The organism is Pseudoalteromonas sp. McH1-42, from assembly GCF_022347845.1.
In the GTDB taxonomy this organism is placed as follows: Bacteria; Pseudomonadota; Gammaproteobacteria; order Enterobacterales; family Alteromonadaceae; genus Pseudoalteromonas; species Pseudoalteromonas rubra_D.
Window position 1 is genome coordinate 137,495 of sequence record NZ_JAKRFU010000013.1, and the last position, 12,602, is coordinate 150,096.

Below are 12,602 nucleotides of genomic sequence, written 5' to 3' on the forward strand. Positions count from 1 at the left end.
TGGATAACCAAGCGACAAAATTAGCTCAGGCAATAAACAACATATCCCGGATGCCGATAAAACCTATTCTAGTGGGCCATACTCTTGATTGGTCATATTAAAATGGTGACAAAATGCGAGAGACGAAAATGTAATATATCGACGATAAAACACTTCTCTCGTCTCATATAACGCGAAGCAAATCTCGCAGACATAGCATGTGGGCAGCGTAATCTTGCCCACAGCGATAGTCCGTATAGCAACCTAGAAAGTGACCAACACCTCTACATCATCGCCTGAATATAATGCGGTATAATTGATGATTGCTGGCTTTTCGGCGCCCGGACTCATCATATTGGCACTACACCAAACTTTTTGTAATGCAGTGTCCTCTGAAGACTGAGCAATCTCAGAATATCGCAAATCTTGTTGCTCAACCGCCTCATCGACAGCATCCAGCACCGTTGCCAGCTCGGTTGAACGGCCCTTCACTTCAACCGCACGCTCATATGTGATTTCGCCAGATTTACCAGCTTGTGCCAGCATCACATCAAACAACTGTGATTTGACTTCATCTTTGACGATATCATGGACCAATTCCATCACATCCTCATCGTCACATTGAGGCAATTCTGTCTGTTGTGAGTCGCTGCCACATGCAGCAAGTAGTAATAACGCCGGGATAGTTAGCAAAGAAGTGAGTGCTTTCATTATCGTCCTTATAATTATCTATAAAATAGTTAAGTGCCTGCGGCATAACTGCCGTGTTGTATGCCGCAGGCTTGGCAATAAAACCTGTCCGTTAGCAATTGTCCTCGAGCAGGTCATAAATCAGATCTTCCAGGTCCTCCAGACTATCTTTGTCGATAACCAGGCGGGCTTTTGATTCATCTAAATCGAGTGCTTCGGCAAAAAAGCCTTTGAAGCCCCGAGCTTTGCGATCAATTTCAAAAATGACCTCCAGCTGACTGCCACGGTTGAAAAAAACAATCTCTACTTCATCGAAACGGCCATGGAATTCGCCGGCAAAGGTTTTGAACTCCAGCTCCTGTACGAATGGCAGACGAGAGAAGGAAGCCTCTTCAATGCCTTCACAGTCCGACTCATACAATTTGAAACCCAGTTCTTCCATGCTATCGATAACGGCTTGTTGCAGCTCGGTGGGAACAACGCGGATATAATCTCGGTCGGACTTATCCAGCGCCATGTCGATGTCAAGATTGGTGGCAATCCAGGTTTGAGACTCACCGACGGTGATAGGCGTTTCCAGGTCTAAATCGAATGCAAAGGGGATATGTTTTTCGTCACCAGGCTCAATGGTAAAACGCTCATTAATACGAAACTTGGCTAGGGTGTGTTGCTTAGTGACCGTTTCCGACTCACCTTCATTGTTTTCTCTTTCAATGGTGTAAGTACACATCACTTTGAGATCGATTTTGTTGATCTCCTGAGCAACTTTACCTCCATTAATTTTAACTGTGCCGGAAATTTCCTCGCCAGGAGCAACCTGATGGTGATCTAACAACGTGTCTACTTTTGCTGCGCCAATACCCACAGCGCCAAGTGCTTTTTTGAAAAAAGACATATTCATCCTTATTGATCTTATTCCCCTCTATCAGTGAGGGTTTTCAGCTTCGATTATAGAAACGAATATAAAATCGTCAACCTAAGTTTTATTTCAGAAATTTTTCAACAAAAATACTCGGACCAACAAATGCTAATTAATCACGTCAATTACACCTAACATTGATAAAATACCAACAAAAATACAGTGACTTATGAAAATTAAGATGGGGATTAAACGACCCAACCTTACTCCCACACTCCAGTTATTAATTTATTTATATCACTCTAATTTTAGAATAAATCGATTTACACCTATTTAAGCAGAGATATCGCACATTGAAGATCAGTATTTTCTTCACCCTCTTATCACCGCATTTATATTCACCAGGGAATCTTACATGCATAACGTGAAAAACCCGGCAAAGCCGGGTTTTTTAAAGCATTACAAACTGAGGGTAATTACGTCATGCCGCCCAATAATTCTCAACCATATGATTTTTATGTAAAATCAAACAGCAGATATGACAACCATCCTAAAAGTGAATTGTACTTACAATACCCACCATGCTTGTTAAGAATTCAAGGTTTCACTAAGCTCTTTAAGCTTTATTCCTTTGCTATATGTCAACGTTACAGATGTTGGAGTTACGTATATACAATTTATTTCGGCGTAGTCTGGAACTGGGCTGTGGTCTTTTCGACGGCCTATGACAGCTTTAGCAAAAACATCCCTCTTTTGTTAATGGCAATTCCATTCAAAAATTGTTGCAGTTTTATGGGGGAGTTACAGTTTATTGAACAGATCATATCTTCACACGTCCCAGTCAGTTGCACAGACGCATTCACAGACGATGCAAACATGAGTGCAGATACCAACATGACACCCACCGGGAAACACGCAAGCCTAAAAGCCGCGAATATTTGACGCCTAATCATAGGAATAGCCTCCTATAAAACTGTGGGATCTGAAAAACTGTGAGAAGCCATAACGCGATTTGTACGGACAACGTTAGGTCATTCTTCGAAGGATGCGGTCTTTCAACCAGAATTGGTGATATACAACCGCCGTTAAATGCAATGCGATGAGAAAAATCAGTGCATAGCTTGCATAGATGTGGACGGATGTCATCACGGCGGCAAGGTCTGGATACATACCAAAAACAGCTGGAATCGTTACGATAGAAAAATAGCTGAATGCCACCCCATCTAAAGCCGAGCCAAGCCACCCGCTGATGGGTGTGATAAGCGCCAGTGCATATAAAGAGAAATGCGCAGCAAAAGCAACTTTTTTGAGGTGCACTGTACTATCAGCGCTTGTTGTGGAACTATTTAATGCTCTCCAAATAAGGCGTGGAAGCATTAATATTATGACTGTTAGGCCAAAGTTGGCATGCCACCCAATGAGTTGCTCGAACTGTTCCCATCCAGAGTCGGTATCAAGGTCAACCCATATCCACCAGATGCCAATAGCCATTGCTGGAATAATAAAAAAAGCACTTGCCCAGTGAAACACTTTCGCTAGTTGCCCATACCCCTGATTATCAATTTTCAATGTTGCTCTCCTTGTTAATTAGGTTGATAACCAGTCGGCGGCCACAGTTAGTGTTGTCGACTAAGTAACCACGTTATTCTGTTCATCAACGGTCGTATTAAAAATTCTGCGAGCATCACCCCATACAGCAAGCTTTGCATCGAGAACAATATGTCATTCAGGGACATTGATTGGTTGGAAGCTTGACTGCCGTAATAACCAGCCTCCACGACTTCGGTCAACGTCCAAATCACGCCAGCGGTATAGCAATAAACCAATACACGTCGTAGCACTGGCAAATGCGCCTGAACAAGCAGTTGATCTTGCGGTTGTTTGAATATCCAAACGACCGTGCCAAGCGCATTTACTGTTGCTTGAAAGCCACTGCTCATCATAGATAACCCAAAGACAGTCAAACCAATGAATAATGCATTCATCGGATTGATGAAAATCTCGGGGTTCTTCCATTCCCATGCGACAAGCAAACTGCACAAACCCACTATACTTAACAACCCAACCATCCCACCGTAGTTAAGCGTGCCATCACCCACTTTTTCAGGATAATCATGTAATAATTCGGATGGCGTCATGTTTAGGGCAGCCGCTATAGCTAGCTTTGACTCAACTGAACATTTGCCGTCTTTTTCAATGCGCTGAATGGTCCTCAGACTCAAACCTGTTACGGACGCTAGTTTTTCCTGAGACCAACCATTTTCAACTCGCATTGATTTGAGCTTGGTTGGCGACACCGTCGATTTAACCGCTTCTTGCATCACAAATACCTCACTGACCTAATTTTTATAGCTAATAAGAGTATGACAGCGTTACGACAAACGTACGTCATTGGCCGCCAAATAGACCATTCGAGACACTAAATAGGAGAAGATATTTGACTGGTAGGGGATTGATAGACGCAAACTGTATTTAAGTAGAGGTCGACGAATTCTCTCGCTCAAAATACATTCTTTTGGGCACAGTTCGAACTTCCACTATACGTACAGCCTGTGTAAAAGCTCATGTTTTTATTGCAGATATAAGTCCGGGCACGCCCATGATATTCATCATTCTTTTGAAGTTGTAAGCCAAGACCGGTGTTGTGATTCAATAAAACCGGACACTCTTTTAGGTGGTGTTATTACCACTCAACGAGAAGTGTCTATAACCAGAAAGCGTCGTACTTTTACACAGGAATTTAAGGTGGAAGCCGCCGCCTTGGTACTCGATAAAGGATAGTCAGTGCCCGAAGCATGTCGGTCTCAGGATATTGATGAAGCGGCTTTGAGGCGCTGGATCCAGCAGCTGAAGCAAGAACGTGGTGGTGAAAGACCTCGCCCCGAGGCTCTAACGCATTAAAAGCATAAGATTCAATAGTATGACGCGAAAATTAATCGTTTGGAACGTGAAAAGGCAATACTAAAAAAGACTACAGCTCTCTTGATGTCAGACGAGAAAAACAATACTCAATAGTAGGCCAGTTAAGTGAGCTTGAGCCTGTTGAGTTGATCTGCGAAACCTTTGATGTTCCACGTTCAAGTTATTGCGACTATAAACATAGAGTGAAGTCGATCAATACCGATCAACTTATGTTACGAGCCAGGATAAAAGAGCTCTTCACATTAAGCCGGAACTCAGCGGGCAGTCGAACAATCATGGCAATGCTGGCTGACTCAGGAATAAAAGCAGGCCTTTTCAAAATCAGGCGCGTTATGAAGGTTATGCAGCTCATATGCACGTAGCCTGGTTGATACAGTTAGAAAAAACCTAAAAAACACCCTAAATTTTTAAAACATAATGAAATTCTTTGAGGCGCAATGAAACATGCAAAAAACAAAAAGCCCCGTAAAACGAGGCTTTCAGCTAAATATTGAGCTTCAATGAGTTACATTGAAATATCGATGGGATGATTACATCATGCCGCCCATGCCACCCATTCCGCCCATGCCGCCCATATCTGGTGCAGCCGCTGCTTCTTCCTTCGGAATTTCAGCAACCATGGCTTCTGTGGTGATCATCAGGCCAGCTACAGACGCTGCGAACTGCAGTGCAGAACGCGTTACTTTAGTTGGATCAAGGATACCCATTTCGATCATGTCGTCGTATTGACCGTTAGCTGCGTTGTAACCATAGTTACCTTCGCCGCCTTTCACTGCGTTAACAACCACAGAGGCTTCATCACCTGCGTTTGATACGATTTGACGAAGTGGTGCTTCCATCGCACGTAGCGCAACTTTGATACCGTGGTTCTGATCTTCGTTGTCGCCAGTCAGAGATTCGATCTTGCTCGCAACGCGAACCAGTGCAACACCACCACCTGGTACCACACCTTCTTCAACCGCTGCGCGAGTTGCGTGTAGTGCATCTTCAACGCGGTCTTTCTTCTCTTTCATTTCTACTTCAGTTGCTGCACCAACTTTGATCACTGCAACACCGCCGGCCAGTTTAGCCATACGCTCTTGTAGTTTCTCTTTGTCGTAATCTGAAGTGGCTTCTTCGATTTGTGCTTTGATTTGCGCAACACGGCCGTCGATGCCTTCCTGCTCGCCCGCACCATCAATGATAGTCGTGTCATCTTTAGTGATAACAACGCGCTTTGCAGTACCCAGGTCTTCAACTGTTGCTTTCTCAAGCTCCAGGCCAATCTCTTCAGAAATAACCGTACCACCAGTCAGGATAGCGATGTCCTGAAGCATTGCTTTACGACGGTCGCCAAAACCTGGCGCCTTAACCGCTGCAACTTTTACGATACCGCGCATGTTGTTTACAACCAGAGTTGCCAGCGCTTCACCTTCCAGGTCTTCAGCGATGATCAACAGAGGCTTGCTGGTTTTTGCAACTGCTTCCAACGTTGGCAGCAATTCACGGATGTTAGATACTTTTTTGTCAACCAACAGAATGTGTGGGTTGTCCAGTTCAACCTGGCCTTTTTCCGCGTTGTTGATGAAGTAAGGAGACAGGTAACCGCGGTCAAACTGCATACCTTCAACAACGTCTAATTCGTTCTGAAGTGACTGGCCTTCTTCTACAGTGATAACACCAGACTCACGACCAACTTTTTCCATTGCTTCAGCAATGATGTCACCAATTTCTTTGTCAGAGTTTGCAGAGATAGTACCTACCTGAGCAATCGCTTTAGCGTCTGAACACGGAACAGATAGCGCTTTAAGTTCTTCAACCGCAGCAATCACTGCTTTGTCGATACCGCGCTTCAGATCCATTGGGTTCATACCCGCAGCGACTGATTTAAGGCCTTCGTTCACGATAGCTTGTGCCAGTACCGTTGCAGTGGTAGTACCATCACCCGCCGCATCGTTTGCTTTAGACGCCACTTCTTTTACCATTTGTGCGCCCATATTCTCGAACTTGTCTTCCAGTTCGATCTCTTTTGCAACAGATACACCATCTTTAGTAATGGTAGGTGCGCCGAATGACTTATCCAGTACCACGTTACGGCCTTTTGGACCCAAAGTTACTTTTACTGCGTCTGCCAGTACGTTTACGCCTTTAAGCATTTTAGTGCGGGCATCGCCTGCAAAACGAACTTCTTTAGCTGCCATGATATTTATTCCTCTAAATTCTTTCGATTAACCGTTAAATGTTGAGTGCGACGACCGGGCTTACTCTACAATGCCCAGGATGTTATCTTCGCGCATGATCAGATACTCCTGACCTTCGATTTTTTCTGTTTTCTCAACGTACGAGCCAAACAATACTGTGTCGCCCGCTTTAACTTGTAATGCTCTCACTTCACCATTGTCCAACACGCGGCCGTTGCCCACAGCAACCACTTCACCACGGGTTGATTTTTCAGCGGCAGAACCAGTTAAAACGATACCGCCAGCAGACTTTGTTTCTTCTTCAAGACGCTTAACAATAACGCGATCATGTAAAGGACGAATGTTCATGTGTTTAGTTCTCCTAACAGTTTCTGAACAATGACAGAATACATAGTGTAAGATGTTTGCCCGCTCAAACAGATTCGTTAAAAAGGGGCTAACTAATTAATTTCTAAGTTGCTTCACGTTATGGGGGTGGGCAAAACAAAATCCAAGCATTTTTTTCAATTTTTTTAGTCTTTACGCTTAAACTCACCCTCTAAGGTGGTGTTCCCTTCATCACGCTGCGATTGCTCATGACCAGAAGTACGGCCGGCAAACGGGTCAAACTGCTGCTCCTGTTGTGCCGAATGTTGATTGAACATGCCACCACTTTGCACCTGAACCGTGGCACGCTGCAACAGAGCCTTTGCCAGCTTCTGACGTATGGCCGGTGTGAGCAACATAAAGCCCAACACATCGGTCATAATACCCGGTGTCATCAGCAGCACACCGGCAATGATCACACAAATCCCGGCAAACAGATCACTGGCAGGAAGCTGACCTTGTGCCATTTGTTGCTGCACATTCGCGTAAGCACCCAGACCTTGCTGTTTCACCAAACGTGCGCCCAATACCGCTGTCAGGATCACCAGTGCCAGTGTGGCAAATCCGCCAATGACGTCACTGACTTGTAGTAACAGGGCTATTTCAGCGATGGGAATAACAATAAAGAGTAGAAAAAGGACTTTAAACATAAGATCTCCAAAATAACTGAAATAGATGTATGGGTCCTCGGGTCTTATTTCAAGCCCGCGCATCAGGTACTGCAAAGCACGCGACCAATGCGCTGAAAGAGCAGGTGAAGCGCTTGGGATACCCGGCATGTTTGGTTACACTAGAGCAAATTTAGCTCAAGTGAAAGGATAACCATGACGACGCCTTACCGATTGGTCATGACCACCTGTGGCACTCAGGCTCAGGCCCAATACATTGCCAGGCATTTGGTGGCAAATAAACAGGCAGCCTGTGTGAACATTTTGCCAAGCGTTGAGTCCATCTATGTGTGGCAGGGCGAGGTCACTCAGGACAGCGAGTACAAGTTAATGATTAAAACGCATGCTGACTTAGTCGAGGCTGTCATGGAGACCATTCACCGTTTGCACCAATACGATGTCCCTGAAATTCAGGTCATCGAAGTCTGTGCGGGATCGCGGGACTATTTTAACTGGATTGATGAGGTACTGAATTAATGCGAATGCTGACGCGCTTTTTACCCAGCGGCATACTGGCCGTTTTAACCGCCCTGTTGATGCTGATAAGCACCAACAGCCAGGCGGCAGGCAATGCCACTGTGCTCGATAGCTTGCTAGCTCCTAAGCAGCAAACGTTTTTACCCGTCGAAGAAGCCTTTAAGTTCGACTTCGACCAGCAGGGCAAAGTGCTGTTTACCGGCTGGGATATTGCCCCCGGCTACTACTTATATAAGAAGAAACTGGAGATCATTGCCAAAGGCGCTGACATCACGGTACCCGAATACAGCCAGGGGGAAATGATCGAAGATGAATTTTTTGGTAAAACCGAAGTGTACTTTGACCAATTTGCGGTGATCTCCCGGCTCAGCAATATCACCGACGGTGCGGTGGTCAAAATACGTTATCAGGGCTGTGCCGAAGCGGGGCTATGCTACCCGCCAGAAGTGATCACTGTCCCTTTAACTGCCTTAGTCAGTGCCGATGATGATGCAACCCCACCCGCCACCAAAGCAACCAGTCAGCCGGATGCCTCTTCTGGTAATGATGACGACCTGAGCTTCACTGAACGCCTGGCACAGCAATCACTACTCACCAACCTGGCAGTCTTTTTTGCGGTTGGCGTGGGTCTGGCATTTACCCCTTGTGTCTTCCCGATGTTTCCAATCCTGTCTAGCCTGATCGCCGGGCAGCAACATCTGTCGACCAAGAAAGCATTTAGCCTGTCTTTTGTTTATGTTCAGGGCATGGCCGTGACTTATGCGGCGCTTGGACTGGTTGTTGCCTATTTTGGTGGCCAGGTACAGGGCTATCTGCAACATCCAGCGGTGCTGATAAGCTTTAGTTTACTGTTTGTATTACTGGCCTTTGCGATGTTCGGCTGGTACGAAATCAAACTACCCAGCTCCATGATGAGCAAGCTGACTGAGATCAGTAATCAGCAAAGTGGCGGCAACTATGTCGGAGTGTTCTCCATGGGCGTGTTGTCAGGCCTGATTGCCTCACCTTGTACCACGGCCCCTTTGTCTGCGGCCCTACTTTATGTGGCTCAAAGTGGCGACTTTATGGTGGGCGGCCTGACACTGTACGCGCTAAGTCTGGGGATGGGTCTGCCACTCCTGTTGCTTGGCACCTCGGGCGGAAAACTGCTGCCTAAAGCCGGGGGCTGGATGGATCAGGTCAAAACCCTGTTCGGTTTTGTCATGCTGTTTGTGCCTTTGATCCTGCTTGAGCGGATCCTCGACTTTAACATTATTTTGGGCATGGCATCAGTGCTGGCAGTGGCAACCGCTCTGTATTTGCATCACTGGCAAAGCGGACAGGCTCAAGGTAAAGGTAAAACTGTACTCTGGGCAATGGCAACCAGCTTATTTATCGTCGGCTTACTCACCGCAAGAAGCGTGGTTTTTCCGGACACTAACACTGCCCCGGTCAGCATTGCGCAGAATGAAGACAAGCAAGGTTTCCGACTGCTGGACGACCTGGCTGCACTGAACGTTGCAGTCGAGCAAGCCAACAGCAAAGGCAAAATTGCCATGGTGGATCTATATGCAGAGTGGTGTGTGGCCTGTAAAGAGTTTGAGAAATACACTTTCCCAACCGAGCAGGTGCAGACCCAGTTTGCCTACTTCGATACCTTAAAACTCGACCTGACAGAAAGTAACGACACCACCATAGAGATCATGGAAGCGTTTACTGTGTTCGGTCTGCCCAGTATTTTGTTCTTTGATGCGCAGGGCAATGAGATCCCCGAACTGCGTGTTACCGGGTTCCAGGACGCTGACGAATTCGCCGCGCACCTGGAAAAAGTACGTCAATACGTCCTGTAACCTGCCTTTTTAGCGAGTGATCCGCTCCCCCAGACACAGAGGCCTGAAGATTTGCCTCTGTGTCTCGTCTCTTCTTATGCTGATTAGACCAGTATTTTGCTGCTATTTACCTTGAACTCTCTATAATAGTTCGCGAACGTGAGAAATATTTGCTATTTACTGTGCATACGCTTAAGTTAACAAGGTCTTTGCTAATAAAAGTCGCTTTGTTTTCTAAATAAAGGAATTTCACGCATTATGTCTACAAATTTAAAGATTTTAGTCCTGAATGGCCCAAACCTGAATATGCTGGGCCGACGTGAGCCGGATAAGTACGGCACCCGGACCTTAAAAGACATCATGCAGGACCTCACACAAAGCGCAGTAAATTACGATGTTGAGCTGAGTCACTTTCAAAGCAATAGCGAAGCCGAGCTGATCGATCATATTCACGCACAATATGATCGTGTTGATTGCATCATTTTCAATCCGGCGGCATTTACGCACACCAGTATTGCACTGAGAGATGCCTTATTGAGCGTCAGCATCCCGTTTTATGAAGTGCATTTATCAAATGTCTATGCACGCGAGCCTTTTCGTCACAAATCCTACTTCTCGGATGTGGCGCAGGGGGTGATATGTGGATTAGGTGCGCTGGGCTACGAAGCGGCATTGATGGCCGCCGTAGCCAAGCTGCGCAAACAAGATAACTCAAATTAACTAACAGGCGGGTCAAGTTATGGATATTCGCAAGATCAAGAAACTTATCGAATTAGTAGAAGAATCAGGCATTGCAGAGCTAGAAATCACCGAAGGTGAAGAGTCTGTACGTATCAATCGTCACAGCAGCGCACCGGTTATTGCTCAACCACAGCAGTACTCAGTACCCACTGCGGCACCAGCACCAGTAGCAGCACCAGCTGCGCCAGCTGCGCCTGCTGCCGAGGCACCTGCTGCAACCAATGACACACCAGCTGGCCATCAGGTGAAGTCACCTATGGTTGGTACTTTCTACTCAGCTTCTTCACCAACGGCTGCTCCGTACGTAGAAGTAGGCTCAAAAGTCAACGTAGGCGACACCCTGTGTATCGTTGAAGCGATGAAGATGATGAACCAAATTGAAGCTGACAAAGCCGGTGTTGTGAAGGCGATCCTGCTTGAGAATGGCGACGCGGTTGAGTTCGATCAACCTCTGTTCATCATCGAATAATGCCCCTGGAAGGTTAACACTATGCTAGATAAAGTAGTCATTGCAAACCGAGGCGAAATTGCGCTTCGCGTATTGCGTGCCTGCAAGGAGCTGGGGATTAAAACAGTTGCGGTCCATTCGACCGCCGACCGTGACCTCAAACACGTGCTACTTGCAGACGAAACCATTTGTATTGGTAAACCAGCCGCCAGTGAAAGTTACCTGGATATTCCACGCATCATTGCTGCAGCTGAAGTTACTGATGCCGTTGCCATTCACCCGGGCTACGGCTTCCTGTCTGAGAATGCCGATTTTGCCGATCAGGTTGAACAGAGTGGCTTTATCTTTATCGGTCCAAAAGGCGACACCATTCGTCTGATGGGTGATAAAGTGTCAGCGATTGAAGCAATGCGTAAAGCGGGCGTCCCGTGTGTACCAGGTTCAGATGGTCCGCTAACGGATGACAATGAGCGCAACGTACAGATCGCGAAGCGTATCGGTTACCCGGTGATCATCAAAGCTGCCGGTGGCGGTGGTGGTCGCGGTATGCGTGTTGTACGCTCTGAAGAAGAGCTACTTGACTCAATCGCACTAACACAAACTGAAGCCCAACAGTTCTTTGGTAATGGCATGGTATACATGGAGAAATTCCTTGAAAACCCTCGTCACATCGAAGTACAAGTACTGGCTGACGGACAAGGTAATGCTATCCACCTCGGTGAGCGTGACTGTTCAATGCAACGTCGTCACCAGAAGGTTGTGGAAGAAGCGCCTGCACCTGGTATTACTGCAGAAATGCGTAAGTTCATTGGTGACCGTTGTACGCGTGCGTGTATTGAGATCGGCTATCGCGGTGCAGGTACGTTCGAATTCTTGTATGAAAATGGTGAATTCTACTTCATCGAGATGAACACGCGTATCCAGGTAGAGCACCCGGTGACTGAAATGGTGACTGGCGTTGACCTAATCAAAGAGCAGCTGAAAATTGCTGCAGGTCAACCCTTGTCTATCACTCAGGATGATGTTGTGATCCGTGGCCATGCAATTGAGTGTCGTATCAATGCTGAAGATCCGGACAATTTCATTCCGTCTCCAGGCAAGATCACACGTTTCCACCCAGCCGGTGGATTGGGCATTCGCTGGGACAGCCATATTTATGCTGATTACACAGTACCGCCGCATTACGACTCAATGATCGGTAAGCTGATCACTTACGGTGAAAACCGTGACGTGGCCATTGCCCGAGCGCGTAACGCTTTGAATGAACTTGTGATTGACGGTATTAAAACCAATACCCCGCTACACAAGAAAATTCTGGCGGACGAAAACTTCCAAAACGGTGGCACAAACATCCACTATCTGGAAAAGAAACTGGGCCTGTAAGCCCGTTTACGCAGGAGCCAATGTGCTCCTGCGTGTTTTACCTTCTCCGAGCCCTCTCCTAGCCATTTTCAGAACTTACTC

12 protein-coding genes are annotated in these 12,602 nt (G+C 46.5%); 5 read left to right on the forward strand and 7 right to left on the reverse strand.

Translation table 11 applies throughout. The annotated features are described in order from the left end of the window. Positions 1 to 243: 243 nt before the first annotated feature. The 7 genes from MHN31_RS13400 to MHN31_RS13430 form a co-directional block, all read right to left on the reverse strand. On the reverse strand, positions 244 to 690 hold the full coding sequence (locus tag MHN31_RS13400) for a hypothetical protein (protein WP_125558835.1): 447 nt from the start codon (positions 688 to 690) through the stop codon (positions 244 to 246). Between the two features lie 91 nt (positions 691 to 781). Beyond that, entirely contained in the window at positions 782 to 1,564 is a 783-nt protein-coding gene (locus MHN31_RS13405; RefSeq protein WP_239444479.1) for a sporulation protein, read from the reverse strand. 990 nt (positions 1,565 to 2,554) lie between these two features. Further along, entirely contained in the window at positions 2,555 to 3,097 is a 543-nt protein-coding gene (locus MHN31_RS13410) for a cytochrome b (protein ID WP_239444480.1), read from the reverse strand. A 47-nt stretch (positions 3,098 to 3,144) separates the two neighbouring features. Beyond that, a complete protein-coding gene (locus tag MHN31_RS13415) occupies positions 3,145 to 3,849 on the reverse strand; it encodes a helix-turn-helix transcriptional regulator (RefSeq protein WP_239444481.1) in 705 nt (234 codons plus the stop codon). 1,131 nt (positions 3,850 to 4,980) lie between these two features. Beyond that, positions 4,981 to 6,630, reverse strand: a complete 1,650-nt coding sequence (groL, locus tag MHN31_RS13420; protein ID WP_010383738.1) for a chaperonin GroEL — start codon at positions 6,628 to 6,630, stop codon at positions 4,981 to 4,983. A 60-nt stretch (positions 6,631 to 6,690) separates the two neighbouring features. After that, on the reverse strand, positions 6,691 to 6,978 hold the full coding sequence (locus MHN31_RS13425; RefSeq protein ID WP_010383739.1) for a co-chaperone GroES: 288 nt from the start codon (positions 6,976 to 6,978) through the stop codon (positions 6,691 to 6,693). 164 nt (positions 6,979 to 7,142) lie between these two features. Beyond that, complete coding sequence (locus MHN31_RS13430) at positions 7,143 to 7,646, reverse strand: FxsA family protein (RefSeq protein WP_138537360.1); 504 nt, start codon at positions 7,644 to 7,646, stop codon at positions 7,143 to 7,145. A 174-nt stretch (positions 7,647 to 7,820) separates the two neighbouring features. On the opposite strand from MHN31_RS13430, the gene cutA reads away from it, so the two are divergent. The 5 genes from cutA (at position 7,821) to accC (ending at position 12,521) form a co-directional block, all read left to right on the forward strand. After that, a complete protein-coding gene (gene cutA, locus MHN31_RS13435; RefSeq protein ID WP_239444482.1) occupies positions 7,821 to 8,141 on the forward strand; it encodes a divalent-cation tolerance protein CutA in 321 nt (106 codons plus the stop codon). Beyond that, positions 8,141 to 9,970, forward strand: a complete 1,830-nt coding sequence (locus tag MHN31_RS13440) for a protein-disulfide reductase DsbD (protein ID WP_239444483.1) — start codon at positions 8,141 to 8,143, stop codon at positions 9,968 to 9,970. Before cutA ends, MHN31_RS13440 begins: the two co-directional genes overlap by 1 nt. A gap of 237 nt (positions 9,971 to 10,207) precedes the next feature. Further along, positions 10,208 to 10,669 (forward strand): type II 3-dehydroquinate dehydratase, encoded by a 462-nt coding sequence (gene aroQ / locus MHN31_RS13445; RefSeq protein ID WP_010383744.1) that lies wholly within the window; start codon positions 10,208 to 10,210, stop codon positions 10,667 to 10,669. A gap of 19 nt (positions 10,670 to 10,688) precedes the next feature. Next, positions 10,689 to 11,159 (forward strand): acetyl-CoA carboxylase biotin carboxyl carrier protein, encoded by a 471-nt coding sequence (gene accB / locus MHN31_RS13450; RefSeq protein WP_239444484.1) that lies wholly within the window; start codon positions 10,689 to 10,691, stop codon positions 11,157 to 11,159. A gap of 21 nt (positions 11,160 to 11,180) precedes the next feature. Then, positions 11,181 to 12,521, forward strand: coding sequence for an acetyl-CoA carboxylase biotin carboxylase subunit (accC, locus tag MHN31_RS13455; RefSeq protein ID WP_125558820.1), 1,341 nt, complete (start codon positions 11,181 to 11,183; stop codon positions 12,519 to 12,521). Positions 12,522 to 12,602 lie beyond the last annotated feature (81 nt).